The 26086-nt window shown below is 42.1% G+C and carries 23 protein-coding genes; 13 read left to right on the top strand and 10 right to left on the bottom strand.

Translation table 11 applies throughout. The features are described 5' to 3' along the window. Positions 1-60: 60 nt before the first annotated feature. The 4 genes from EDC16_RS05360 to EDC16_RS12820 form a co-directional block, all read right to left on the bottom strand. Positions 61-798, bottom strand: a complete 738-nt coding sequence (locus EDC16_RS05360) for a Slam-dependent surface lipoprotein (RefSeq protein ID WP_132966175.1) — start codon at positions 796-798, stop codon at positions 61-63. A 112-nt stretch (positions 799-910) separates the two neighbouring features. Further along, entirely contained in the window at positions 911-2344 is a 1434-nt protein-coding gene (locus EDC16_RS12830) for a TonB-dependent receptor domain-containing protein (protein ID WP_232517303.1), read from the bottom strand. A 120-nt stretch (positions 2345-2464) separates the two neighbouring features. Beyond that, positions 2465-3745, bottom strand: a complete 1281-nt coding sequence (locus EDC16_RS12825; protein WP_232517304.1) for a TonB-dependent receptor — start codon at positions 3743-3745, stop codon at positions 2465-2467. Beyond that, positions 3666-3950, bottom strand: coding sequence for a hypothetical protein (locus tag EDC16_RS12820; protein ID WP_232517305.1), 285 nt, complete (start codon positions 3948-3950; stop codon positions 3666-3668). Before EDC16_RS12820 ends, EDC16_RS12825 begins: the two co-directional genes overlap by 80 nt. A 365-nt stretch (positions 3951-4315) precedes the next feature. Here EDC16_RS12820 and dhaK point away from each other — a divergent pair, with 365 nt between their 5' ends. From dhaK to EDC16_RS05335, 4 genes are all read left to right on the top strand, one after another. Further along, a complete protein-coding gene (dhaK, locus tag EDC16_RS05350) occupies positions 4316-5311 on the top strand; it encodes a dihydroxyacetone kinase subunit DhaK (protein ID WP_132966173.1) in 996 nt (331 codons plus the stop codon). A gap of 25 nt (positions 5312-5336) precedes the next feature. Then, the gene (gene dhaL / locus EDC16_RS05345) at positions 5337-5978 is read left to right on the top strand and encodes a dihydroxyacetone kinase subunit DhaL (RefSeq protein ID WP_132966171.1); all 642 of its coding nucleotides are present in this window, start codon (positions 5337-5339) and stop codon (positions 5976-5978) included. Then, positions 5972-6370, top strand: a complete 399-nt coding sequence (dhaM, locus tag EDC16_RS05340) for a dihydroxyacetone kinase phosphoryl donor subunit DhaM (RefSeq protein WP_132966169.1) — start codon at positions 5972-5974, stop codon at positions 6368-6370. Before dhaL ends, dhaM begins: the two co-directional genes overlap by 7 nt. 277 nt (positions 6371-6647) lie before the next feature. Continuing rightward, positions 6648-10382 carry an exo-alpha-sialidase gene (locus EDC16_RS05335; RefSeq protein ID WP_132966167.1) on the top strand — a complete coding sequence of 1245 codons (3735 nt, stop codon included), beginning with the start codon at positions 6648-6650 and terminating at the stop codon, positions 10380-10382. A gap of 79 nt (positions 10383-10461) precedes the next feature. On the opposite strand, the gene rarD is transcribed toward EDC16_RS05335, so the two are convergent. After that, positions 10462-11337 carry an EamA family transporter RarD gene (gene rarD, locus EDC16_RS05330; protein ID WP_132966165.1) on the bottom strand — a complete coding sequence of 292 codons (876 nt, stop codon included), beginning with the start codon at positions 11335-11337 and terminating at the stop codon, positions 10462-10464. A 142-nt stretch (positions 11338-11479) separates the two neighbouring features. Here rarD and EDC16_RS05325 point away from each other — a divergent pair, with 142 nt between their 5' ends. From EDC16_RS05325 to EDC16_RS05310, 4 genes are read left to right on the top strand one after another with little or no spacing between them, the layout of a single operon-like run. Further along, positions 11480-12433: an ABC transporter permease gene (locus EDC16_RS05325; protein WP_139690369.1), complete on the top strand. Its 954-nt coding sequence runs from the start codon at positions 11480-11482 to the stop codon at positions 12431-12433. After that, complete coding sequence (locus tag EDC16_RS05320) at positions 12426-13385, top strand: iron chelate uptake ABC transporter family permease subunit (protein ID WP_132966161.1); 960 nt, start codon at positions 12426-12428, stop codon at positions 13383-13385. Before EDC16_RS05325 ends, EDC16_RS05320 begins: the two co-directional genes overlap by 8 nt. An 11-nt stretch (positions 13386-13396) precedes the next feature. After that, positions 13397-14161: an iron ABC transporter ATP-binding protein gene (locus EDC16_RS05315; RefSeq protein ID WP_132966159.1), complete on the top strand. Its 765-nt coding sequence runs from the start codon at positions 13397-13399 to the stop codon at positions 14159-14161. 32 nt (positions 14162-14193) lie between these two features. Then, positions 14194-15102, top strand: a complete 909-nt coding sequence (locus tag EDC16_RS05310) for a siderophore ABC transporter substrate-binding protein (protein WP_157330544.1) — start codon at positions 14194-14196, stop codon at positions 15100-15102. Positions 15103-15158: 56 nt separating this feature from the next. On the opposite strand, the gene EDC16_RS05305 is transcribed toward EDC16_RS05310, so the two are convergent. Beyond that, complete coding sequence (locus EDC16_RS05305) at positions 15159-16184, bottom strand: LacI family DNA-binding transcriptional regulator (protein ID WP_132966155.1); 1026 nt, start codon at positions 16182-16184, stop codon at positions 15159-15161. A gap of 264 nt (positions 16185-16448) precedes the next feature. Between EDC16_RS05305 and EDC16_RS05300 the strand changes: the two genes are divergently transcribed. Genes EDC16_RS05300 through EDC16_RS05285 form a run of 4 tightly spaced genes read left to right on the top strand, consistent with a single transcriptional unit; the run spans position 16449 to position 19882 of the window. Next, positions 16449-16718 carry a PTS sugar transporter subunit IIB gene (locus tag EDC16_RS05300; RefSeq protein WP_132966153.1) on the top strand — a complete coding sequence of 90 codons (270 nt, stop codon included), beginning with the start codon at positions 16449-16451 and terminating at the stop codon, positions 16716-16718. Between the two features lie 11 nt (positions 16719-16729). Continuing rightward, positions 16730-18097, top strand: coding sequence for a PTS ascorbate transporter subunit IIC (locus EDC16_RS05295; protein WP_132966426.1), 1368 nt, complete (start codon positions 16730-16732; stop codon positions 18095-18097). After that, positions 18094-18945: a transketolase gene (locus tag EDC16_RS05290; RefSeq protein ID WP_132966151.1), complete on the top strand. Its 852-nt coding sequence runs from the start codon at positions 18094-18096 to the stop codon at positions 18943-18945. Before EDC16_RS05295 ends, EDC16_RS05290 begins: the two co-directional genes overlap by 4 nt. Then, complete coding sequence (locus tag EDC16_RS05285; protein WP_132966149.1) at positions 18935-19882, top strand: transketolase family protein; 948 nt, start codon at positions 18935-18937, stop codon at positions 19880-19882. Before EDC16_RS05290 ends, EDC16_RS05285 begins: the two co-directional genes overlap by 11 nt. A gap of 95 nt (positions 19883-19977) precedes the next feature. Here EDC16_RS05285 and EDC16_RS05280 read toward each other — a convergent pair whose 3' ends face one another. From EDC16_RS05280 to adk, 4 genes are all read right to left on the bottom strand, one after another. Further along, on the bottom strand, positions 19978-21303 hold the full coding sequence (locus EDC16_RS05280; RefSeq protein WP_132966147.1) for a 6-phospho-alpha-glucosidase: 1326 nt from the start codon (positions 21301-21303) through the stop codon (positions 19978-19980). Positions 21304-21318: 15 nt separating this feature from the next. Next, on the bottom strand, positions 21319-22902 hold the full coding sequence (locus EDC16_RS05275; RefSeq protein WP_132966145.1) for a PTS transporter subunit EIIC: 1584 nt from the start codon (positions 22900-22902) through the stop codon (positions 21319-21321). Positions 22903-23045: 143 nt separating this feature from the next. Further along, positions 23046-23804, bottom strand: coding sequence for a MurR/RpiR family transcriptional regulator (locus EDC16_RS05270; RefSeq protein ID WP_132966143.1), 759 nt, complete (start codon positions 23802-23804; stop codon positions 23046-23048). A gap of 109 nt (positions 23805-23913) precedes the next feature. Continuing rightward, a complete protein-coding gene (gene adk, locus EDC16_RS05265; protein WP_132966141.1) occupies positions 23914-24558 on the bottom strand; it encodes an adenylate kinase in 645 nt (214 codons plus the stop codon). Between the two features lie 225 nt (positions 24559-24783). Here adk and pepT point away from each other — a divergent pair, with 225 nt between their 5' ends. Continuing rightward, positions 24784-26046 carry a peptidase T gene (gene pepT / locus EDC16_RS05260; protein ID WP_132966139.1) on the top strand — a complete coding sequence of 421 codons (1263 nt, stop codon included), beginning with the start codon at positions 24784-24786 and terminating at the stop codon, positions 26044-26046. Positions 26047-26086: the final 40 nt, after the last annotated feature.

The raw sequence follows: 26086 nt of genomic DNA, 5'->3' as shown, positions 1-26086 counted from the left end.
CAGATCACCATAAAAAAACACCAAAAATGCAGAAAAGGGGATCACTCCCCCCTGTTGGTTTTATTGTTTTGTACCGCCAAATGCGGTGTCAAACTGGTTATTACCGTCAAATTTGGCAACACCGGCTAACGCCGCGGCATTATTGCCGAAGAAGTTACCTTCGGTTTGACCGTTAATGCCATTGGCTTTTGCATTACCTTTGAAGCTAGCCTCAGCATTATTAATGCCTGCATCAATAGAAATTAACAAACCACTCTTACGCATATTGCCTTTCAGCGTATTTGCATTAAAGTCAGCATTTAGAGACCCAGCTAGCAACGGTTGATTCAATTCAGTATTTTTATTAATACCACTCACACTGTAAGTTGCTTTTCCACCCGTCGGCATATTCGCCGTTTTGTTATTACCGGCATAGTAAACTATCCGATCTTGATTAATATCACCGTCGCGCACTAGCCATTCCCCGTAATACAGCTCTTCTGCCCCAACTTTTTTAAAAGCAAAATTGCCCAGTTTGTTATGGAAACTAGACACCCAACTTGGCATATTATTCATTTTCAGCACAACCATATCATTATCATCAATACCACCAAATACACCTAAAAACTCTGTACGTTTGGTTACACCCGTTAATGATTTGAAACTACTTACTTTTGTACTTACACCTTTAATATCAACACCAGGTAATCCTTCCTCATCTGTATGAAACCAACCATTATGCTCCGCCGCTCCTTTCTCAGGTAACGTGAACACCTTACCTTTATCGGTTGGCGCATTATTTTTGTGGGATAATCTCACGCTTCAAAATCACACTTAAATAATGTGGCTATTCAAGGCAGTAAAACCTGATTAACGGTCGCGGTTTTATTGCCTTTCTTATTTAGGAACAGGGCTTATTTACGCCATTTTCCTAAAATTTTGCTGTTAAACCCAATTTAACGGTTCTGCCCGGTGCGGGGATCATCGAACGGGTCATCGGATCTAAATAGTAACGGTTGGTTAAATTAGTGCCGGTCAATTCAAGGATCAGGTTTTTATTCACGGCATATTTAATATAAGCGTCCAGTGTCAGCACCGGCTGCCAAGACATCGGACGATTCCAAACCCCCTCATTCAGCACTCCTTTCTCCCATAATCTGTCTTCATCACGGTTTTTGGCTTTGCTGTGATAGAGCCAGCGTGTTCCCACTTCCAGCTTACGATCGAAGAAGCGTGCCCCCAAATTGCTGCTGATCGAATATTTTGGTTGTAACTGAGTACGCAAATAGCCCCAGGCAAAACCACCGGTCATACAAGAGGGCACACGCAGCTCAACCGGATCCATTTCCATCGCGGCATTGACATCACACACTTGATTTTTTAGGTTATACACCACGCCTAAGTCGCCAAAAAAGCTGCCGTTGTCGTAACGTGCCTGCAATTCAATCCCCTCTAAAACCCGTTTATCCAGTTGATAAAAGCGGAAATCAGTACTACGGTCGATCACATTTTTGGTCACATTGCGGAAATAACTCAGTTTCAAATCTGCTTTACTCGGTCGACTGAAAAGAGCCGAAGCATCATATACATAACCCACTTCAATATTTTTCGCTTTTTCCGGTTTCAGATAGTTATCTTTAAAACGCGCTGAGGTGTCGCTACCGGAAGAAAAACCGATGGTATCTTCAAAAATACTCGGCATACGGGCATATTCGGTATAACGCAGATAAACCCGATTTTGATCGTTGATAAATGCCGTGGCAGAAAATGCCGGTGAGAAGGCTTTACCGCGACGTTTTTTCACTTCGGTCAATTGCTCTGATTTTTTCAATGTCGTGTAATACTCTCCACCACTACCGACTTGCTGATATTTGGCTTCACTTTTGCCGGTTAGCGGATTGATTACGGTTTCGTTTTTCAATGTACCATTCACAAATGGATTATCGGCAGCGCGTGGACGCCCATCACTGTGAAAAGGCAGCTTAAATGTTTGTACTTTGTCTTCCATACCAAACTTACAATTATTGCTGCACCCCATATCAGTCAGTTTTGTACGAATCTCTTTGCGCAATTCTCCATATCCTCCAGATTTTTGCTTATCTAATGCCCAAATTTGCTCGCTGATTTCATCAACTTCATCATCAGATAAATTAGGATCTAGAACTTTTTCCCATAATTCTGCTTCTTTTGCTTTAATCACTTCATTTTCTACATCTTCCTTTACATAGGATTGATCATAATCACGAACAAGTGCACTTCGGGTATCCCATTCCTTCTGCGATAAAACACGCTCGTAAGCAATTGAGTGGCCTGCCGCAGCTCTCGGCTCACGATAAGTGCCTCCTATTTGATAACCTTTATACAAATCTCCACTTGCAAGCAATTTATTTAAATAATCATCAAACGACCAATATTCGTTGTAACGAGCGCCAGCAGTGAGAATTAGCCAATTGGTCGGGCGGTAGTTGAAATTAAAGGCAATATCTCATTCTTGACGACGCCCCATGCGTGGCGGCGATTCCCATGTGCTGTTGGGATTTGGGGTTGATTTAAAATGGTTGCTGGTCAAACGCTCTTTCTGAAATGCGCCGGACAACGTGAGATCCAACTGTTCGGTTAAATTCATCGTGTTACTTAAATTGAAACCGCGTCGGGTGTTATAAGCATTCACTTGTGCCGCATTGACATAACTGTATTTGCCGTTGGTATTCGGATTTGCCGCAATCCAACGCCCCCCTTTGGCGGCTAAACAAGCGTGATCAATTAAAAAATAATCATGCGGTGTAGTGGGATTAGGATTAACCCGCACACAACCACTGGTTGCCTGCGTCCACTCTACATCACGACTTTCCATTTCACGCGGATTGCCGCCGGAGGTATTGGTGCCACTTTCAGTCTGGGTGTACCACACACCGGCTTTGAGATTGACCCAACGGTTGTCTTGCGGATTGTAGGCATAATCCGCATTAAACGCTCTTTGCTTTACGGTTGCCAACGGCCATTGTGGCACAAACCCGTGAAACGCTTTGAAATCCAAACGAGAAGGCATAATTTCACCGTAGGTGATTTTAGTGTCGCGATAACCCAATTTTAAATTTTGCTTCGGAGTAAAGTGCACTGTCCCCTTTAATAAATAAGACGCCATCACGCTGGAGGTATTGGGAATTTCACTACCTGGACGGTAAATTGAGGCGGCAAAAGGCAAATTTGGCTCCATTTGTTTTAGTGTACGCCCACCGTCTTTCAGATCGACTTCGCCCTCATACTTATGTGCACCGCCTTTACCGGCTAAATAGTTGCCTTTGCTGCGGTAGCTGTATGCCGCCAATAGATCAAATTTCTCCTCTTTGACCCCTACCGCCAAACGCATTGCATTATCTTTGAAAAATTGCCCTTTTGATTTGGGTTTAACCAACGTGGTTGCAGAAAAATCTCCCGGTGTACCATCACCGGCTTCACGATAATCTTGCCCCCATTTAAAATCCGGAACCCGCTCTTTCACCGAATTATTTGCGGTTTCCAATTTCAGCTCCACACCGACTTTTTGCCCTTCACGAACAATATCATCGGCATCAAGGGTGCGCATTTTGACTGAACCACCGATACCGGATGCATTGCCGGAGGCGATATCCGGGCCTTTTTCAACCGTAATATTGCTGATTAAATTCGGATCTAAATAGTTGCGGTTATTCGCGCCATTGTATCCACGCCAAGTCGTAATTGCCTGCTCTATTAAATTCCTGTAATAAATCTGCCGGCGATGCACCTTTATAACGCTCTACAGTTTCCTTATCAGCATACATATTGGTAATATTGCGGTAATAAACATCATCTTTACCCTGCTCGTCCTTTTGTTCCTTATTAGCAGTAACATGAATAGTATCGAGTATTTCAGAGGAATTGGCTTGAGAGAGAGAGGCGCTAGCTAAAGCACAAAATAGAAACAGTGTAACTGTAGTGGAATTATCCATTTTCTTATCCTTTCAACCTATAAACATTATTGAAAATCATTATTATTAAGGATTGAAAAAGATATAGATTTTTGTTTTTTTAGCAATAGGATTTACTTTGACATTCAAATTTTTGTGACTTGTATCAAAAAATGAAATAACTAGATACTGGCATAATTATTCAATATAACTTCTTTTTAACCTTTTATCTCATCTTGAAAATTAGATTGATGTCCTATTGTTATTTAAAATTTGATCTATGTTTATTTTCGAAAATAAAATGATTGATTTAAAACAAAAAAGCGATTACAACAGCATTGATTTTGAACACTGAAATTTGATGAACAACGATCAACCGACGTTAATCCTAGGAAGGAGCATAAATTATGAAAAAAATGATCAATCAGGCTGAAAATATCGTGAGTGAAATGCTGCTGGGGATGCTGAAGGCTTACCCAAATATGTTGCAACAAGTGGCGGATTTGCCGATTATCGTTCGCAAACAAAAAAAACAACAGAAAGTCGGCTTGGTTAGTGGCGGTGGCAGTGGACATGAGCCGGCGCATGCCGGTTTTGTCGGCTATGGTATGTTGGACGCCGCAGTAGCGGGCGAGGTGTTTACCTCACCGAGTGCCGATAAAGTGTATGAGGCGATCAAAGCAGTCGATAGTGGTAAAGGCGTGTTGTTAGTCATCAAAAATTACAGCGGCGACGTGATGAATTTTGAAATGGCGGCAGAAATGGCAGCAATGGAAGGCATTACGGTCAGCAAAATTATTGTTGATGACGACATTGCGGTGGAAAACAGTACATATACCGTTGGCAGACGTGGCATTGCCGGCACGGTGTGGGTGCACAAAATGGTCGGTGCGGCGGCGGAAAGCGGCTATTCGCTGGAAGCGTTGGAACAGTTTGGCAATAAAGTGATTGCCAACACCAAAAGCATCGGTATGGCGTTGAAACCTTGCTTAGTTCCAACCACTGGTAAGTTGAGCTTTGAATTGGCGGATGACGAAGTGGAAATCGGTTTGGGGATTCACGGCGAACCGGGCACGCATCGGGAAAAAATTCAAAGTGCGGATCAACATGTCGATCATTTATTGGAAAAATTACTGGCGGAATCAAACTTAAGTGCAGAGGACGAGGTGGCTGTGTTGGTTAACGGTTTGGGTGAAACCACATTAATTGAGCTGTTTATTATCAACAATCGAGTTGCCGATGTGTTGCAAAGCAAAAATATTCGGGTGGTGGATACTCTGGTCGGCAATTATATGACCTCTTTGGATATGGGCGGTTTCTCGATCACCTTGAGCAAATTGGATTCAGAAATGAAACAAATGTTGCAGGCTAAAGCCGACACAGTTGCTTTTAAACGTGGTTAATCAACACAAGATTAGAGAATAACAGATGGAACGATTAGAGATTATCAAATCAATTTGCCAAGTGATTAACGACAACAAAGACTATTTGACCGAGTTGGATCGGGAAATTGGTGATGGCGATCATGGGGTTAATTTAGCCAGAGGTTTCGAAAAAATCGCTGCTGAATTGCCGAATATGACAAATTTGTCTGCGGCAGAGGTGTTGAGCAAGATGGCGATGTTGCTGATGTCAAATGTCGGCGGCGCATCGGGTGCATTGTATGCCAGTGCTTTAATCAAGGGAAGTGCGGTATTGAAAACCCACACGACACTCGATGCGCAGGTGATTGCCGATACTTGGCAACAGATGATTGACGGTATTCAATTGCGTGGTAAAGCAGTATTGGGTGAAAAGACGATGTTGGACAGCCAAATTCCGGCTTATCAAGCGTTTCTGGCTGAAATTTCTCAAGCTGGCTCCCTTAGCCAAGGGTTTGCGGCGGCTGAACAAAGCGCACTGAACGGATTGAATGCTACGCGTGATATCATTGCCACCAAAGGCAGAGCCAGTTATTTGGGCGAAAGAAGCCTTGGCCATCTTGATCCGGGTGCTGCCTCATCTTACCTGATGATCAAAGCGATCAGTGAGGCATTGGCAGAACAGACGACTAAGGAGAAAATATGCTAGGCATTGTTATCGTTTCGCACAGTGAAAAATTGGCGCATGAAGTCATCGAATTATGTCGTGAAGTAAAACAGTACGATTTTCCGCTGCTTAACGGCAGCGGCACTGAAGGCGGACATTTGGGGTCTGATCCAATGCGGATTAAAGAGGCTCTCCAGCAGGCTTACACTGATGATGGCGTCTTAATCTTTGCTGATATCGGCAGCTCAATTTTAAACAGTGAAATGGCGATCGAGTTTCTGGAGATGCCTTATGACAAAACCAAAATTAAAATCGCCGATGCTGCGATTGTTGAAGGCGCGATTGTTGCCATGGCAATCAACGATGAAAAAGCAACAATGGACAGCTTGCTCAACGAGTTAGCGGAGTTTAAGAGTGTGAGTAAACTTATTTGATCCAAAATATTTTTCTGTATGAATAAAATAGCAAACGACACTTTTAGGTGAGGTTTGCTATTTTATTTTAAGACTATTTGGCAAATAAATGATTTTAAAGTAAAAATTTTATTTTAAATAGCCATTGAAATGTGATTTTTCTCTAATATTTAAAAAATGGAAATTTACTCCAAAAATAAATTAGGTTAGCCTAAAGTGCGGTTTTTATTAATCTAATGCACTGTTTTATAAGGTGTTTGTATTTAAATGTCCTATTTTATTCTATGGAGGAAGTCCAATGAAAAGAAGCATACTCTCGGCTATAATTGCCGGATTATTTGTTTCATCAAACTATACTTTTGCGGCTACAGTAGATTATAGCTTGAAAGATGTAGATTATATTTCACAACCAAGATTACTGGACAACATTAATTTTGCAGGTTCTTCACTAAAAGGTAAATCTATTACGCTACGGTATCGGAAAGATGGTGCTGGGCTCTCTTCTTTGCTGTCTTTTTCTGATAAAAATAAAACCACAGACTATATTGCGTTATATGCAATGAATAATGTGATTGGTATTGAACAGCAGACTAACGGCGATACACCGGATAAAACACAAAAGCATGTGACGGCTAATGTAACCCCGGAAGAGGGATTTAATACAGTAACTTACTCTTTCTCTGAGCAGGGAGAAATGCAGGTCTATTTCAATGGGATAAAAGCGGTCACGACCAATAAAACAAGAGGTGATGCGATCTTTGATCGAATCCCAGAAAATTATACCAATATAAAATTGGGTGCATTGGATAGAATTGATACCAGAACACAGAGCTTGAGCCAAGGTTGGACATTTAATGGCGATATTTATGTGTTGGAAGTCGGTAGTGCTTTAGACGATATTGCTGCCAAGCGTTTACATGAGAATTTGAAAACCATGCATGAACAAGAGCTTGCTTCACCGTTTGCGCGAAATCCGTTGACTATGGGGGTGAAAGATTTTGCACCAACCGCACTTTTTGATGCCGGATATGCCGATAATATTCCATATTGGCGAATTCCGTCATTGTTGCGTACTCAAGACGGCGTATTGATAGCCGCAGCGGATAAACACTATCAGAATACTTGGGATTGGGGCGCGATTCATACAGCTTATCGAACGAGCCGAGACGATGGTAAAACGTGGGAAGACATTCAAACTTTAATGGGATTGGCAACACACCATAACGAAAGACCGCCACTTTATACTGAAAATCCGAAAAAATTTACATTACGAGAAATCGCGAGTAATTCGGCATTTTTAATTGATGCGGTGATGGTGCAGGACAAGAACAGCAACCGACTCTTTTTAGGCATTGATATGTTTCCTGAGTCCCTGGGACTTTTTCGTTCTGGTGAAGAAAAAAACGGTAACGGGCATGTCAAAATCGGCGACAAATACTATTTAAAACTGCACCGTTCTGACGGCACTGTATGGACCTTGCGGGATGCAGGAGAGGTTTATAATGAACTAGGAGAAAAAACAGAGTATAGGGTGACGGTGAGCGGCACTCAGGAGCAGCACTTTAAACAGTTGGGGGATGTTTATAAAGGAACAGAAAAGTTGGGTAATATTTATTTGCAGGCTTATGGGCAAAATGAAAATGCTCCGTTTGTCGCACAAGCAACCTCTTATTTCTGGATTACCCATTCCGATGATAACGGAAAAACGTGGTCCAGCCCGACAGATATCACGGCACAAATCAAAAAAGACTGGATGCGGTTTTTAGGCACTGGACCGGGTGTTGGTATTCAGACTAAAAACGGCAATTTGATTATGCCGGTTTATTATACCAACCGTAATAACGCACAATCTTCAGCCTTGATTATCAGTAAAGATGGTGGCAAAACATGGGATTTAGGTGCAAGCCCGAATGATAGTCGTTTCCCGAATAGCACAAAAAATTCACAGACATTGACCGGTGGCGCCGATGAACTGACAGAATCGCAGGTGGTTGAGTTAGACAACGGCGATTTGAAGCTTTTTATGCGTAATATGAGTGGTAAAGTCAGAGTTGCAACCAGTAAGGACGGTGGCTATACCTGGCTTCCAATGGAACAGCGGATTGATCTGGATGGAATTCAAGACAGTAAAGTTAAAGAGTTAAATAATCCTTATTCACAGCTGTCAGTGATTAAATATTCGAAAAAAATTAATGGCAAAGAATACCTGATTTTCTCTGGTCCGTCGGTCAGCGCCAGTGGTGGTGCTCAAAACCGCCGAGACGGAAAAATCTTTTTAGGTGAAGTGCAAGATAGTGGTGAAATCAAGTGGTTCACTGACAGTTATAAAGCAATTGAAAGTGCAGACAGTGCGAATGGTTATGTTTATAGCTCACTGGCCGAGTTGGGAGATGGTAGTCTAGGCTTGTTATATGAAAATTCGATTGAACATACAACGATTGTTTTCCAGCCGTTGGATATGCAGCAGTTATTTTGGAAACAAAATAAAATCTTTAGTGATATTCGTGAAAAATCACCAAGAATATTCACTTATACCGGTAATAAGCATATTGAGAAAATAGGTGATGGAACGGCAATTAAGCAAGGAGTAGGAGAAAGCTTAGGGGGTATAACGGTTAGCGAGGGGATCTTGGTTTTAAATCAACAAGCTGATGACAAGCATAAAAATTTAGCGTTTACCGATGTGATTTTAAATAACAATGGCATATTACGGGTTGCTGGACAGCAAAATATCGCAACACTTGACGTCAGTGATAATGCAACGGGTTATATTGAGTTTGATATCAGTGACGCCGAGACAGCAACATTGACGGTTGCCGAGGCAATGAAAGCCAGCGCATTGGATGTTAAAGTGAATTTGTTGAAAAAACTCAAACCTAGCGACGCAAAGCTTTATGGGCAGCAAGGTGAGGCATTATTGAATTATAGTCGTGCCGAAAGTGCGACCAATATTCAACTGACCGACAAAGAGATTGTGCAAGGCTTGTATATTTATACTCTTGCCACTGTGGAAAAACCAACTTTATTTCGTTCTGTTGAACGTGATTATTCAGTCTATTTGACTAATAAATTAATTACCGAAGATGGAAAAGCGGCACCAACTTTCGTCGCTTCTTCAACGATTGCTCCGGTTGCGCGTCCACAGGTGAACCCAGTGCTGGCGTCTTATTTAACTGCCAATATTGCTATGGGTAATATGAGCGAGCAAATTCAGCGGTATTTTGAGCAGGAGGCTCAAGGGTTATCAGATAAAAATCGTAGTTTATTTGTGAAGTATTTGAATGGTAAACAAAAATATGCCTCCGATTTAGCTTTTGTCGATTACGGTTATACTTTTAATACCGATTATAATGGAGTGATGCTGGGGGGTAAGTTGTGGCAGTCGGCAGATTTGAACAGTGCTTTTTATCTGGCCGCAAATAAAACGAGCTACCGTGTTACGCCACAGGCGGCGGATGGCGAAAGCAAAGCCAAATACCAAAGTTGGGGCGGTAGTGCCAATTGGCATATAACATTAACCGATAACTTAGCAATGGATGTTCTAGGAGGCTATCAACTGCATCAAGCCAAGGTTGAGAATGGCGAATCTATCAAAGGGCGCAGTTTAAATATCGGTTCGAATCTAGGTTATCAGATCAAATTGCAAGACAATTTTTTACTTGTACCGACGGTTGGCTTGCATTATTTACGTACCGATATCAGTGATATTATTGATCAAGCACATGATACCCAACTCAGATATCATAAGTTCGCAGCGCTTAAAACGCACTTAGGCATTGATCTAAATTATAAGTCGACAGGATATGAGTTGAAGGGGCAGATCGCCTATGCAATATATCATCAAAAGCAGGGACGATTGTATGTTGATGATATAGCATATAAACAAGGAAAACTGGCGAATGCTTTGAATGTGGGTACCCAACTTAAAGTGAATATAACCCCTGCATTATCGTTGACGACTGATCTAGGTTATCAAACCGCACGTAGTCAATCACAATACACTTGGGGAGTTGGATTAAACTATCAATTTTAAGTCGTCGTTTAAAATTGTGATAGCAACAGGTAGTTAAGAAAGTGCGGTTGAACCTAATTGGGGTTGACCGCACTTTGTTCTACGCTAGTGCTTTTTTTCGTAGCCTAAACCCATCATACATCAACAGTAGCATGGCGGCGGAAAGTCCGAACAGTAGCGGGTAAGAAGCCGGTTGAATGGTTTCGCCGATGTACAGCGAAATAAACAACATTGCCACGGTTTCTAAATAGCCGAGTAAACCTAATAAATTAATAGGTAGCCAGTTGCTGGCTAAGATATAAGCAATAAAGGCAATGCTGCTGATCAAACCGAGCAGAAAAACCAGCAGGTAAATCTGCGGATTCAGCTCGGCAGCAGCATTAAGATTGACCTGCGCGACCATATACACACAGAATGGAAACAGTAAGCTAACTTCTAAGGTAAAAACCGCCAGATCGTTCATTTTGAAGAATTTGCGACTGGCAAAATACAATGCGTAGCCTAAGCCGACCGCCAGACTTTCCCACGACATTTTTCCGGTCAGTAAAATATTAAGCAGCACCGCTATGCCGGCACACAGAATCGCCAGTGCTTTATAGCGTGAAATCGTTTCTTTGAATAAAAATTTACCAAATGCAACTAGGACTAAAGGCAACAGCAGATAGCCGACAGTGACTTCAACCGCACTTCCGTTATTCGGCGCCCACAAATATAGCCACATCTGAAACCCCATCATTGCCGCATTGAAAATCACCACTAACAGCAGAAAGGGCTGTTGTTTGATTCGGGTTAAATGTTCAACTAATCGCTTTTGCTGTTTAAATAACAGAAGGACCGCAAGCACTGCAGGCAGCATAAACAGAATTCGGAAACCAAGGGCATCCAGCCCGCTGAGTGGTGTCAGCAACGTAGTGAAATAATACAGGTAGCCAAATAGAGCAGAAGCCAGCAGCGAACAGAGTAATCCTTTAGTCATCGTGATTAAAAGCAAGGGGATAAGTCACATCAGTATAAAACGCGGAATCATTTCGGCAAAGCAGAATTGACTATTTCGCCTCAATCTATAAAATAAGAAATCATTCTCATTCGGTTTGGATTGTGTTAGTAGTAGATACGTGATGATCAAAAGACGTTATTTGATATGCCTGCTATTGGTGTTGTCGTTGTTTTCTCTTTTTCTCGGAGTCAGTCGTGTTACGCTGAGCGGGCTGCTGCATTTCGATCCGGCGCAATGGCAGGTGTTTATTGCTAGTCGCATTCCACGTTTGATTAGTATTTTGATTGCCGGTGCCAGTTTGGCGATCAGTGGTTTAGTGATGCAGCAGTTAACCCGCAACCGCTTTGTGGCACCGACCACGGCAGGTACGATGGATTCGGCACGTTTGGGGATTTTGTTGGCCATTATTTTGTTTCCCGGCACTTCAATGTTGACCAAAACCATCATCGCGATCATCACCGCTTTTCTCGGCACATTGGTGTTTATTACTATTTTATCGAAACTGAAATTTAAAGACGTGATTTTCGTGCCGTTGGTCGGGATTATGTTTGGCAATATTATCAGCTCGGTCACCATCTTTTTGGCGATGAAAGAGGACTTGCTGCAAAATATTGCCGGTTGGTTGCAAGGTGACTTTTCACTGGTGATGAGTGGGCGTTATGAGATGTTATATCTCAGCGTGCCGGCGCTGTTGTTGGTATATCTGTTTGCTAACCGTTTTGCGATTGTCGGTATGGGAGAATCTTTTGCGCTCAATCTAGGGGTCAATTTCAAGCGGATCCAATATCTTGGTTTGGCAATTGTGGCGGTGGTGACTTCGGTGGTGATTGTTTCCGTCGGGGTGATTCCGTTTTTGGGCTTGATTGTACCGAATATCGTGACCCTATATCTGGGGGATAATCTAAAAAATATTTTGTCGCATACCGCACTTTTGGGCGCCCTGTTTGTGTTGGCGTGCGATATTCTCGGGCGAGTGCTGATCTATCCGTATGAAATTGCCATCAGTTTAGTGGTGGGGGTGATCGGCAGTGGTATTTTTTTGCTGCTGTTGTTTAAGCGGTTCCGCCATGTCTAAGTCAATACTGTCTAATCGAGCCAAGATGTGCCTATTGTTGCTTGGCAGCTTGCTGGTGGTGGCGCTGTATCTGGCTTACGGCTTGCCGAAGCGCTGGCAATATGCGCTGAATTATCGCTTGATTTCCTTGAGTGCGATTGGGTTGACTGCCATTGCAATTGCCTTTTCGACCATGATTTTTCAAGCGCTGGTGAATAACCGCATCTTAACCCCGAGTATTCTGGGGCTGGATTGGCTGTATGTGTCAATTCAATTAACCATTATTTTTCTTTTTGGCGCCGATGCGCTGACTCAAATGGATCCGCAGCTCAATTTTCTGCTTTCCGGCGGCATCATGACCCTGTTTTCGCTGCTGTTTTACTATTTTTTATTTAAGCGTGAGCGAGCAAACTTGTTTTTTCTATTGCTGGTCGGGATCATCTTCGGCACGTTTTTTCAGAGCTTGACCACTTTTATGGAAGTGTTGATCGACCCAAATGAGTTTCAAATCGTGCAGGATGCCAGTTTTGCCAGCTTCAATAAAGTGAATAGTGAGATTCTTTGGTTGGCAGCCGGACTGTTGTTTGCGGTTATCGCTTATGCGGTACGCTATTTGAACGTACTTGATGTATTGGCACTTGGGCGTGATCAGGCGATAAATCTGGGAGTGGATTACCGTGGTTTAAGCAAGCGCTTGTTGATTGTGGTGGCAATTTTAACCTCGATTGCGACCGCACTTGTCGGTCCAATTACCTTCTTAGGTTTGCTGGTGATGAACTTAACCTTGGAGTTTATTCGTAGTCATCATTATCGCTTGCTGGCGCCAGCCGCCGTGTTGCTTGCCATTGTTACATTGATTGGCGGGCAGTTTGTGGTGTCGCAACTGCTGAATTTCAGCACCACGCTGAGTGTTATTATCAACTTTATTGGCGGCATCTATTTTATTTATCTTTTATTACGTCGCAATCAATAACGGAGTGATTAATGAGTTTAACCATCAAGCATATCAGTAAAAAATATGCGGAAAAAACGATTTTGAATGATATTTCCTTGACGATTCCTAAGGGCAAGATCACCTCGTTTATTGGTCCGAATGGTGCCGGAAAAAGTACGTTACTGGCGATTATCAGCCGCCTATTGCAGGCTGACAGTGGCGAAGTGCGGTTAGACGACACACCGATTAGCCAAATTCCCAATAGCGAAATTGCCAAACGGTTGTCGATTTTAAAACAGAGCAACCATTTGGATTTACGCTTGACGGTGGAAGATTTGGTTGCATTCGGGCGTTTCCCTTACAGCAAGGGGCGGTTAACCGAAATCGATCGTAACTATATCGAACGCTCGCTTGACTACATGGATCTGCAAAAGATGCGCCATGTGTTTATCAACGAATTAAGTGGTGGGCAGCGCCAACGCGCTTATATTGCGATGACGTTGGCGCAAGATACCGACTATATTTTGCTGGATGAGCCACTGAACAATTTGGATATGAAACACTCGGTGCAGATTATGCAAGTGCTGCGCAAGTTGTGCGATGAACTGGGCAAAACCGTGGTGATTGTGATCCATGATATTAACTTCGCTTCATGCTATTCCGACTATATCGTTGCCTTGAAAAACGGTTGCTTGGTGCGGCAGGGCGAGGTCGGGCAGATTATGCAAACCGCCGCACTACAGCAGATTTATGGTATGCAGATTCCGATTCACACGATTGATGAGAATAGAATAGCCGTTTTCTTTAAAAATTAATGTTAAAACCAACCTCTCAACAAGGAGTAAATATGCGTAACACCTGGCGTACTTTAGCCGTTTCCCTACTGGCGACCGTAATCATCGGCACTGCACAGGCAAGTGATATTAAGCTGTCGAGCACCATCGGTGAACTGGACGTGCCACAAAATCCAAAAAGTATTGCAATTTTTGATTTTCCGGCATTAGATATTCTCGATAGCTTAGGCAGTGAGAGTGTGGTTGCGGTGCCAAAATCGTTACCGCTGCCGGACTATTTGAAAAAATATGAAGACAAAGCTTACGCTGATGTCGGTGGTTTGATGGAGCCAAATTTTGAACGCCTAAGTGCGGTTGAACCGGAGCTGACGATTATCTCTGCGCGCCAAAGTCAGTTGGTGGAGCGCTTTAAAGAGATTTCGCCAATCTATTACAGTGACATTCAATATCTGGATTTTTATCCGTCGTTTCAACGAAATGTACGCAATATCGCCGAAATTATTGGCAAACAAACCGAGGCTGCAACGCAATTGCAGGCGATTGATCAAGATTTAGCGGCGATTGCAGCAAAAGCCAAAGGCAAAACTGCACTGGTGCTGTTGGCGAATGAAAGCAATATCAGCACCTTTGGACCCAATTCTCGCTACGGCATGATTTTTCAAGACTACGGCTTCACTCAAGCCGATACAGGAATCAAGGAATCCCGCCACGGCATGAAAGTCAGCTTTGAGTATGTATTGGATAAAAACCCGGATTACATTTTTGTGGTTGACCGTACGGCGGCGATTACCAATAAAAGTGGTAATGCTAAAAAAGTGTTTGATAATGCGTTAATCAAAGGCTCAAAAGCTTATCAAAACGGCAATATCGTATTCTTGGATTCCGTGAACTGGTATCTGGTGATGGGTGGCTTACAGTCGATGAAAGCCATGAATCAGGAAATGTTGAAAGCAGTGCAGTGATCGTGTTACGAGGTCTGTTGCTTTTTTATCAATCCATATTGGGCGTCAGACCTCACTCAAGCGCTATCCCGTTTCAGCAGTTTGACCGGCAGCGGGATAAAAAGTGTTTCGCTAAAAGTGCGGTTTTGCTGCAATAATTCAACTAATTGTTGTCCTGCGGTCTCACCGATGTGTTCATAGGGAATATCGATGGTAGTCAATCTAGGGTAGGAAACCGATCCGACATCCAGCCCACCCAAACCGACAATCAAGGTTTCATAAGGAATGTTGATTCGCTTGCGCTGTGCTTCACATAGTGCGCCACAAGCCAATTCATCGGACAGAAAAACCAACGCATCAATTCGCCCCCACATCAGCATCGCATCATTAAACAGCTTGGCGCCGACCGAAAAAGAGATCTCTTCGGCACAATGCAGGATTAAGTGCGGATCCAAATATTTAGCCAACAAGGTGGTGTGCCAGCTTTCTAAGTATTGTTGAAAAATCGCTGAATCTTGTTTGGCAGACAATAGCCCGATTTGTTGGCAGCCCCTTTCTACCAAATAATGGATCATGGTTTGCATTGCCTGTTTACTGTCGATCCCGACATTAATTCCCAACGGTGAAACTTGTTTTGCACCTATTTCAATCATGAGTACACCGCTTTGTTTAATCCATCCGGCTTCTTGTGGCGGGCATTTTAAATTGAGCAATACAATGGCGAGTGGAGAATGGTTGATCAATTCCGGCAGCCATTTTTTTTCACCGGCAAGCAGGATAACCAACTGAACATCAAGTGGTTTCAGTTTTTTCTGTAGTGCCGACAGGATCAGGGTATTTTCAGTTGATGTAATTGAGGAGGTGATAATCACGATATTACGGCTGGAAACCGATGCCAGTTCGCGCGCGGCAGCATTGGGGATATAGCCTAACTGTTGTACCGCACTTTCTATTTTTTCTCTTAAATTGTCGGAAACCAGCTCTGGAGTACGCAGTGCTCGGGAAACCGTCATTTGCCCTACGCCGACCCGTTTGGCGACATCGGCAAGCGTGACTCGCCCGGTTGTTCTGCGTGTGCGGGGAGCTTGGGAATTTGATGACATAGTGTAACTCCTCAAAATATATCCCTGAATTATAGCGCATAAATTTGAAAATCGTGCATAAACTGATGCGCTTTAACGTTGCTTATATCGGAAATCGGAAAATATGTTAGCGCTATCACAGATTTCATATCTTTAGTTTGATAGCGCTATCATTGATGGTTTAGACTGCCTACATCTTATACAAGATCGTAGGGTGTTGTGTACAGCCCTATCTGTCAGCAGGCGATTGCCGGTTTTATCCCTCTTTTTATCAAGGAGAAAATAATGAAAATTACAGCAGTATGTGGTTCAGGCTTGGGTAGCAGTTTTATGATGGAAATGAACATCAAGAAAGCGTTGAAAAAATTAGGTATCGAAGCCGAAGTCGATCATACCGATTTGGCTTCAGTGACGCCGAATGATGCCGATCTGTTTGTGATGGCAAAAGATATTGCCGAAAGCAGTAGCATTTCAGCGGATAAAATCGTGGTAGTGAAAAACTTGGTCAGTGTAGCAGAGTTTGAAGAGAAACTTGCTGCCTATTTCAATCGCTAGGAGAAAAGATGATGGACGGCTTGCTTTTTTTCATTTTAGATATTTTAAAAGTGCCGGCAGTGTTGGTTGGTTTGATCGCATTAGTCGGTTTATTGGCGCAGAAAAAACCGTTTTCAGATGTGGTCAAAGGCACAGTTAAAACAATTTTGGGCTTTTTGGTGTTGGGTGGTGGTGCAGGGGTGTTGGTCGGCTCGTTGAACCCACTGGGCGGTATGTTTGAATATGCCTTTAATGTGCAGGGCATTATCCCGAATAATGAAGCCATCGTCTCGATGGCAGTTGAAAAATACGGCACAGCTACTGCGCTGATTATGGCATTCGGCATGGTTGCCAATATTGTAGTGGCACGTTTTACCCGTCTGAAATACATTTTCTTGACCGGACACCATACGTTTTATATGGCGTGCATGATTGGGATTATTTTAACCGTGGCAGGCTTTGAAGGTTTCCAACTGGTTTTTGTCGGCTCATTGATACTCGGCATGGTGATGGCGTTTTTCCCGGCGATTGCACATCGGTATATGAAACGGATTACCGGCAGCAATGACGTGGCATTCGGGCATTTCGGCACCCTGGGTTATGTGTTGGCAGGTGCGGTTGGCAGTGCGGTCGGCAAAGGATCCAAATCAACGGAAGAGATGGATTTACCGAAAAACTTGAGTTTCTTGCGTGACAGTTCAATTTCAATTTCTTTAACCATGATGGTGATCTATTTAATCCTCGCGCTGGCATCCGGCGGTGAATATATTGAATCCACCTTGAGTGGCGGCCAAAACTATCTGGTTTACGCCATTATTCAAGCGATTACCTTTGCCGCCGGCGTTTTTATCATTCTGCAAGGGGTGCGTTTGATCCTAGCCGAAATTGTGCCGGCATTTACCGGATTTTCTGAAAAATTGGTGCCGGATGCGCGCCCGGCATTGGACTGCCCGATTGTTTTCCCTTATGCGCCAAATGCGGTGCTGGTCGGTTTTTTAGCCAGTTTCATCGGTGGTATTGCCAGCTTGGCGGTGTTGGGGATGTTGAATTGGGTGTTGATTTTGCCCGGTGTGGTACCGCACTTTTTCTGTGGCGCAACCGCAGGGGTCTTTGGTAATGCCACTGGCGGACGGCGTGGGGCGATTATTGGTGGATTTGCCCATGGGGTGTTGATTACCTTCCTGCCGGTTTTCCTGTTGCCGGTATTGGGATCGCTGGGCTTTGCCAACACAACATTCTCTGATTCAGATTTTGGTGGCGTCGGGATTGTGCTGGGTAACATGGTGCAATATCTGTCGAAAGATATGATTACCGTGGTCATTGTCGCTATTTTCAGCTTATTGGTGATCTATAACTATGTCGCTAAAAAAGCACCATCTAACCAGGATGATGAATCATGACAGCGATAGATAAATTACAGCATTTTGCCAACGATATCCGAATTCAATTATTAAAATCGTTGCTAAATCTGGGATTTGGGCATTTTGGCGGCAGCTTATCAATTGTTGAAACCTTAGCGGTGTTGTATGGCGGAATCATGAAAATTGATCCGCAACAGCCGGCTTGGGCAGAGCGTGATTACTTTGTGCTGTCAAAAGGGCATGGCGGACCAGCGTTGTATGCCACCTTAGCTTTGAAAGGTTATTTTCCGCTGGCGGCATTGATGACGGTTAACCAAAACGGAACTCGTCTGCCCAGCCACCCGGATAGGCTGCTGACTAAAGGCGTGGATGCAACAACCGGTTCGTTGGGGCAAGGCGTTTCAATTGCCGCCGGCATTGCGCTTTCACATCAATTGCGTGGCTTGCCGAACCGTACTTTCTGCATTTTAGGTGACGGAGAGTTAAACGAAGGGCAATGTTGGGAAGCTTTTCAATTTATTGCTCACCGTAAATTGAATAATCTCTATACTTTTATTGATTACAATAAGTTACAGCTCGACGGCGCATTAACCTCAATTATCGATCCACAAAATTTGGAACAGAAATTTGTGGCGTTCGGTTTTGATGTGGTCACTGTCAAAGGTGATGATATCGCAGAATTGTACCGTACATTATCGTTAAGAACCGCCCTTGCATTGCAGCAACCGAACAGCAAACCGTTGCTGATTATTCTCGACAGTAAAAAAGGGCAGGGGGTGCCATATATTGAAAATCTGGCGAATTCCCACCATATGCGACTGACGGCAGAAGGCAAGCAGGCGATTGAACTGGCAATTCAGCAATTGGAGGCAAAATATGTCGATTGAAAGACAATATGATACGCTGGAAATGCGTAAAATTTATGCTGAAACCTTGAAACAACACATGCTTGAAAATCCTCTGGTAATTGAGCTGGAAGCGGATTTGATGAGCTCGATGGGAATGGATCAGGTGCAAAAAGCATTGCCTAATCAAGTGATTAACTGCGGCATCATGGAAGCCAATGTGGTCGGCATGGCGGCAGGTCTATCCTTGGCTGGGCATATCCCGTTTTTTCACACTTTTACTGCATTTGCCAGTCGTCGCTGTTTTGACCAGCTTTTTATGTCATTGGATTATCAAGAGAATAATGTCAAAGTGATCGCTTCTGATGCCGGAATTTCGGCAGTTCACAATGGCGGCACGCACATGTCTTTTGAGGATATGGGGATTGTGCGCGGGCTGGCAAAAGCGACAGTGCTGGAGATCACCGACGGCAGCATGATGAAAAATATTGTGCGACAATTGGTTGATCTGAAAGGTTTTTATTGGGTTAGAACCATTCGCAAACAAGCAGTAAAAATTTATGCTGAAGACGAAGAATTCAGCATCGGCAAAGCCAAAATATTGCGTAAAGGGAAAGATATTACCCTGATTGCCAACGGTATTATGGTCGCCGAAGCACTAGCCGCAGCCGAGCAGTTGGCACAGCAAGGGATTGCCGCAACGGTGGTTGATATGTTCACGTTAAAACCAATAGATCAAGCGTGCATCATTGAACAAGCGCAGCAAACCGGAAAAATCGTAACGTGTGAAAACCACAGTATTTATAACGGCCTCGGTTCCGCAGTTGCCGAAGTTTTGTCCGAACACTGCCCGGTTCCGTTGCGTAGAGTTGGAATAAAAGGTCGTTATGGACAAGTCGGCACCCAAGATTTCTTGATGCAGGAATATGAATTAAGCGCTGATCATATCGTCAAACAGGCATTGAGCTTACTTGCCTGATTAAGTGGTGGCAATAAGTTGATAAAAACGGCTTTAAATTGTGTTTAAAGCCGTTTTGTATTATTTCATATAAATTATAGTATAGTTTTTAAGTCTTATTTTAATTCAGGCCAATAATCTTGGTTTGCTATAATCAAATCATCAAGTAATGCTTTCGCAACTGTTGCACTTGGGACGGTTTTTGAAAGTGTCAGTGCTTGCCACATTTTTTGATAGCTATGCTCTATCCAAGCTTCTACAACTAATTTTTCTACTGCAACCTGTTGTTCCATAAGACCTTTTTGAAAGGTTGGGATTTTTCCTTGGTTCAACGGTTCTGCACCACTATTGCCAACTAAGCAAGGAATTTCGACCATAGCATCGTGACTAAAATTAGGTATAGCACCATTATTTTCAACGATAAGCAGCATTCTTTCGTTGGTATCATAAGCAATGGCTCTTGCTAAATCGACAATAAAATAGGCATGAGTATCAATATGAAATTCTCCGCCTTTTGCTGTTTTTTGTTCAATAATGGATTTTGCGGCAGAAAAAACACGCTTTTCTCGTCCATCGATAACTTCGTTAGCCCGCGTATATTCAGGATTTGAATGTTCAACAACATAGTCTGGATATAGATAATATTTTAGGTAGGTATTAGGTAAAAAACGTGGATCGACGGCAAGGAGATCTTTTGCTTTTTTATGAGTTTCTTGCCAGCTTGCATCAGTGTGTTGAGTATCAACTTCGATTTTGGTTAGATACCCATATTGTGAAACATAATCTCTGATTTGAGGCAGTAATTCATTACCTTTTTGATCCTTGACACTTGTCCACCAACCAAAATGATTTAACCCAAAATACCTTATTTTTAAGTCCTGTGGAGTTAGTCCAACGATTTGTGACATCCGTCTTAATGTTCCCACAGGCATATCGCAAATATTTAAAATTTTTGAATTTGGGCGTAGAACTCTACAAGCTTCTGCAACAATAGCTGCTGGATTTGAATAATTTAGCATCCAGCAATGCGGGGAATATTTTTCCATATAGTCGATAAGCTCGATAATATCCCCAATACTACGCATACCATAAGCTATTCCTCCAGGACCACAAGTCTCTTGCCCAATTACGCCATGTTTTAAGGGAATTTTTTCATCTAACTCTCGCATTTTGTATTTGCCTGAGCGGATATGAGCCATGCAAAAATCAACATTGGTGAATGCTTCTTCAGGGCTGGTCGTATAGTTGAACCGAATTTCAGGATTCTGTTCCTGAATCGCAATTGCAAGGGCGTCACCAATAATTTTTTGCCGTTCTGCATCATTATCATATAATTTTATTTCATATAGTGGAAATTTATCAAGACTGTTTAATAACATCATTACAATTCCCGGAGTATATGTGCTACCACCTCCAGCAATAACTACTGAATATTTTTTCATGTGTTCTCCTAATATTTAAATTTGATTTTTTAATTGCTCTAAAGCATGATCAACGGCTTTTCTAATTGAGTTTACTTGCAAACCATATACGACTTGCACATTATTACCCATTTTTATAACCGCACTTGCTCCTGTATAATTTTTCAATAAATTTTCATCAACTAATTCTGGATCTTTTAATAACAACCTTAATCGGGTATAGCAATTTTCAACACTTTGAATATTTTGCTGTCCACCTAAACCATCAATAATAGTATCAGCATTAATATTTTTTGATTGTGTACTTTTATTTCTTTTATGGTAGTCATCTTTACTATAAAGTTTGGCTTCTTCGCCATTATCTTCTCTTCCGATTGTTTTTAAATCTAATCGTTTTATTAAGAATGTGAAAATAACATAGTATAAACAGAAGAAAATTACGCCAACAAGCATATACATTGGCCAACCAGTTTTTGTTATTCCTAAAGGGACGTTAAAGAGTAAGAAATCGATAAAGCCATTTGGCCCGATCGCTCTTACATCAAGCAGACTGAGCACTACCATGCTTAATCCGCTTAATACGGCATGAATGATAAACAACAGTGGCGCGACAAACATAAAAGTAAATTCGATAGGCTCAGTCACTCCGGCAATAAATGAAGAGAACGCGGCCGGAATTAAAATAGCTTTAACTTTTGCTTTATTTTCAGGTTTTGCCGTATAGTACATTGCGAAGCAGGCACCAATTAAGCCATACATTTTTGAGATGCCTCTTGCATCCCAAATAACAGTAGGTGAAAGTCTAGGAATTGACGGAAGTGCCATTTCAGCATAATAAATATTTCTAGCTCCTTCAAATACTTGGCCATTAATTTCGACAGAACCTCCTAAAGGAGTATACAAAAATGATGTATAAACAAGGTGATGCAATCCTGTCGGAATGAGTAATCGCTCCAGCATTCCGTATAAGAATATGCCAGCTTCTCCGCTATGATTAATAATAACGCCAAGCTTTAAAATTCCATATTGAACGAAAGGCCAAAGATAAGTTAAAACAATGGCGGAGAAGATAACGGTTGGGATTAAGATTATGAAAACGAATCTTGAACCGCCATAGATCTGAAATGCGCTATTGAATTCTTGTTCGCAGTAACGATTGTGGATAAAGGCAACAAGGCTACCTAAAAAGAGACCTAAAAATATCCCCATATCGAGAATTTGTATACCAAGAACCATTGTTTGACCGGTACCGCGTAAAGATTCGCCTTGATATAAGATACCGCTTAAGAGCATAAACTTATTCATAGCATAGGTGAAAATTAGATAGGCAAGCACTGCTGTAAATCCAGCTTCAGCTTTTTTCTCTTTTGCAAGGCCAACACTTAATCCCACGCAGAAGATTAATCCTAAATTTACTAGAATAGAGACTAATGAACTCGATAAAATAGTTCCAAATCCTTTGATGAAGATGTTGTCTAGAAAAGGTAAAAGCTCAGCTAGTTTTGCATTATTTAAAACATTACTAAATGCAATTAAAACTCCGACAATAGGTAAAATGAGAATAGGGACAAACATGGCTTTAGAAAAGCGTTGTAATCCATTGGTTAGTTTTTCTTTCATTTTTATCCTCCAGTGATAGTCTACGCTAAAATAGCGATACTAAAATCATACAGAGGCAAAAATGAAAAATATATAGAATAGTAGAATTTAAAAACAGGTTTTCAATATTAATAACCTGTTTCTCTGTTGGTATTAGCTTTAGCTTAATGTGGAGTATTCTTAAATATCAATTTATTATATTCGTAACTAATGGCTTCAAATAGCATTAATGCATTTGGAAAAAAAGGATTTGGTAGTATATTCAGGGTGTCGGATTTTCCACAATCTTCAATTTTGTAATTAAGGTCTGATATATCAGCCAGGCTATTAGGTAATTCATTAGTAAATGATGCAACATATATATTGTTTTCTTTAGCAGTTCTAGCTTTGTTAACTACATTGGTAGTCTCGCCAGACTTAGACAAGGCAATAAAAAGACCAATGTCATTTAAGTTATTTTCAAATATACCGGCTGAGTCCGATCCGCTGGAAATAATGGCTTTTTTACCTAATACAAGTATTTTTTTATAGATGTATTCAGCAATAATTCCTGAGAATCCTGTGGCATAAATAAATATTAATTTGTTATTAATAGTGGAGATTTTTTCAGCTAATCTGGTTATCAATTCGTGGCTATTTAGTTGGAATATATTTGAGCTGGAAAATAATTCTTGAAAATCTGTATTAGTATAATCAAAATTTGGTGTTTTTATTAATGGTAGTAACTTGTAATGCATGTCAATAAAACCAGTATAACCCAGTTTTTTGGTTAACCGCATAATGACTGAAGTGGATGTATAGTTTCTTTTTGCAATTTCTCTTACTCCCATATGCATAATGTTATCTATATTTTTAACAATATACTCAAGTACTTGATATTCGATCTTAGTGAGGTTTTTACCGTTAGCAAGTTTTTCAATCATAATAATTTTGTAATATAAATATATTGAATGAGATATAAAAGAGATTACAACTACAGGATAAGATATATATTCTTATCCTGTTGGCTTTATGATAAATAATTGTTACTGATTAGTCCAAAATCCCAGCCAATTTTTCACTCACCGCTTCAACGGGTTGAGTGCCGTCTAAACGGAAATATTGGGTGTTACCGCACTTGGCTTCTGCTTGGTAGTAATCGACCAGTGGTTTGGTGGTGTTGTGGTAAATACTCAGGCGATCTAACACGGTTTCCGGCTTGTCGTCGGCGCGAATAATCAGATCTTCGCCGCTGATATCGTCTTTGCCGTCAACTTTTGGTGGGTTGTAAACCACATGATAAACTCGTCCTGAAGCAGGGTGTACGCGACGACCGCTCATGCGTTCGACAATCACTTGGTCAGGCACGTCGAATTCCAAGACAAAATCAATGTCGATCTTGGCATCTTTCAAGGCATCAGCTTGTGGAATCGTGCGCGGGAAGCCGTCGAGCAAGAAGCCGTTTTTGGCGTCGTCTTGTGCTACTCGTTCTTTGACTAAGGCAATAATCAGATCATCCGGGACCAGTTTTCCGGCATCCATCAGTTGTTTGGCTTGTTTGCCCAATTCGCTGCCGGTTTTAATTGCTGCGCGCAGCATGTCGCCGGTGGAAATTTGCGGAATATGGTATTTATTCATAATAAATTGCGCTTGTGTGCCTTTGCCGGCGCCTGGCGCGCCTAATAAAATAATTTTCATCAATTGACCTCTTAAATAAAATAACCGCCATAACATACCTTTCTGCAGGCAGAAACTCAAGTTTTCCTTGAGAGGAATAGGGTTTTTATCGCAATTTTTTAAAATTTCGATGCTTTTCAAGCAGAAAATGAAAGAAAATTGTTATCGATCATAATGTCGTCGATGAAAGGAACATACAATGGCAAGACAAGCAGAAAGCATAATTTATCAGGTCTGAGGGAAATTATGACACATTTATTACAACACGAGGCATTACAGCATCGGGAAAAACAACGTCAACAATTGCTAAACCGTTTTTTCAGCTATATTGCGTTTGATACCCAGTCTAAACCAGATGCCCAAAAATCACCCAGTTCAATCGGGCAACTGCGGTTGGCGGAGCACTTGGTGGAGGAGTTGGAGCAGCTAGGATTAAGTGAGGTGAAGCTCAGTCGTCACTGTGTGGTGACCGCACTTTTGCCGTCAAATTGCGGCAGTAAAAAAACGATCGGTTTTATTTCGCATCTAGATACATCGCCACAGATGAGCGGCAAGCATGTTAAAGCGGAATTGATTCAAGAGTATCGTGGCGGTGATATTGCTTTAGGTAAAGGCGATGATTATATCAGCCCGGTTGATTACCCTTTTTTGCAACAATTGGTTGGCGATTCTCTGATTGTTACCGACGGCAATACCTTATTGGGGGCAGATAATAAAGCCGGCATTGCTGAAATTATGACCGCACTTGAGCAGTTGATCGAGAGCAAGGTACCACACGCCAATATTCGGGTGGCATTTACGCCGGATGAGGAGATTGGCTTGGGGATGGATTTTTTCCCAATAGCCGATTTTATTTGTGATTGGGCATACACGATTGATGGCGGCGAAGCGGGGGAGTTGCAAATTGAGAATTTTAATGCCGCCGGAGTGGACATTGTGATTCAAGGGCATTCGGCACATCCCGGTGATGCTAAAGACAAAATGGTTAACGCTTTGGCGTTGGCTTGTGATTTTCATCAATACTTACCGAAAAATGAAGTGCCGGAAAAAACAGCGGAGCGGCAAGGTTTTTTTCATCTGGATAAAATCGAAGGCGATATTGAACAAGTGCGGATGCACTATTTGATTCGAGAATTTGATGCTGCACAATTTAAATTGCGTAAACAACAATTTCAGCAATGGGCAGATCAATTCATGACTAAATACGACTTACAGCAGCGTTTTCATGTTGAGATCAGCGACAGTTACCAAAATATGTATGAGGTCATCCGCAAGGTTCCGCAGTCGCTTGAATTGGCAAAAATGGCGATGCAAGAGTGCGGTATTACGCCGTTGTTGAAACCGATTCGTGGCGGAACGGATGGCGCCAAGCTGGCCGTGATGGGTATCGCTTGCCCGAATATATTCACGGGCGGTTACAACTTCCACAGCAAATACGAGCTGGCAAGCGTGCAAGGCATGCAAAGTGCGGTTGATGTGATTGTTAAAATTGCAGTGTTGGCGGTCTAGCCGCAGTCTAAGGTTAAAATACACGATTAATATTGTAAAA

Source organism: Testudinibacter aquarius (assembly GCF_004342725.1).
Lineage (GTDB): Bacteria > Pseudomonadota > Gammaproteobacteria > Enterobacterales > Pasteurellaceae > Chelonobacter > Chelonobacter aquarius.
This window is presented reverse-complemented; position numbering and strand designations above follow the sequence as displayed.

Bases quoted from the DNA above. Each gene is read 5' to 3' on its own strand.
- EDC16_RS05295 (WP_132966426.1), top strand. From the start codon at position 16,730: ATGGACGGCTTGCTTTTTTTCATTTTAGATATTTTAAAAGTGCCGGCA.
- dhaL (WP_132966171.1), top strand. From the start codon at position 5,337: ATGGAACGATTAGAGATTATCAAATCAATTTGCCAAGTGATTAACGAC.
- dhaM (WP_132966169.1), top strand. From the start codon at position 5,972: ATGCTAGGCATTGTTATCGTTTCGCACAGTGAAAAATTGGCGCATGAA.
- EDC16_RS05305 (WP_132966155.1), bottom strand. From the start codon at position 16,184: ATGTCATCAAATTCCCAAGCTCCCCGCACACGCAGAACAACCGGGCGA.
- EDC16_RS05335 (WP_132966167.1), top strand. From the start codon at position 6,648: ATGAAAAGAAGCATACTCTCGGCTATAATTGCCGGATTATTTGTTTCA.
- EDC16_RS05315 (WP_132966159.1), top strand. From the start codon at position 13,397: ATGAGTTTAACCATCAAGCATATCAGTAAAAAATATGCGGAAAAAACG.
- EDC16_RS05310 (WP_157330544.1), top strand. From the start codon at position 14,194: ATGCGTAACACCTGGCGTACTTTAGCCGTTTCCCTACTGGCGACCGTA.
- dhaK (WP_132966173.1), top strand. From the start codon at position 4,316: ATGAAAAAAATGATCAATCAGGCTGAAAATATCGTGAGTGAAATGCTG.
- adk (WP_132966141.1), bottom strand. From the start codon at position 24,558: ATGAAAATTATTTTATTAGGCGCGCCAGGCGCCGGCAAAGGCACACAA.
- EDC16_RS05320 (WP_132966161.1), top strand. From the start codon at position 12,426: ATGTCTAAGTCAATACTGTCTAATCGAGCCAAGATGTGCCTATTGTTG.
- EDC16_RS05290 (WP_132966151.1), top strand. From the start codon at position 18,094: ATGACAGCGATAGATAAATTACAGCATTTTGCCAACGATATCCGAATT.
- pepT (WP_132966139.1), top strand. From the start codon at position 24,784: ATGACACATTTATTACAACACGAGGCATTACAGCATCGGGAAAAACAA.
- EDC16_RS12820 (WP_232517305.1), bottom strand. From the start codon at position 3,950: ATGGATAATTCCACTACAGTTACACTGTTTCTATTTTGTGCTTTAGCT.
- EDC16_RS05275 (WP_132966145.1), bottom strand. From the start codon at position 22,902: ATGAAAGAAAAACTAACCAATGGATTACAACGCTTTTCTAAAGCCATG.
- rarD (WP_132966165.1), bottom strand. From the start codon at position 11,337: ATGACTAAAGGATTACTCTGTTCGCTGCTGGCTTCTGCTCTATTTGGC.
- EDC16_RS05285 (WP_132966149.1), top strand. From the start codon at position 18,935: ATGTCGATTGAAAGACAATATGATACGCTGGAAATGCGTAAAATTTAT.
- EDC16_RS05270 (WP_132966143.1), bottom strand. From the start codon at position 23,804: ATGATTGAAAAACTTGCTAACGGTAAAAACCTCACTAAGATCGAATAT.
- EDC16_RS05280 (WP_132966147.1), bottom strand. From the start codon at position 21,303: ATGAAAAAATATTCAGTAGTTATTGCTGGAGGTGGTAGCACATATACT.
- EDC16_RS05300 (WP_132966153.1), top strand. From the start codon at position 16,449: ATGAAAATTACAGCAGTATGTGGTTCAGGCTTGGGTAGCAGTTTTATG.
- EDC16_RS05325 (WP_139690369.1), top strand. From the start codon at position 11,480: ATGATCAAAAGACGTTATTTGATATGCCTGCTATTGGTGTTGTCGTTG.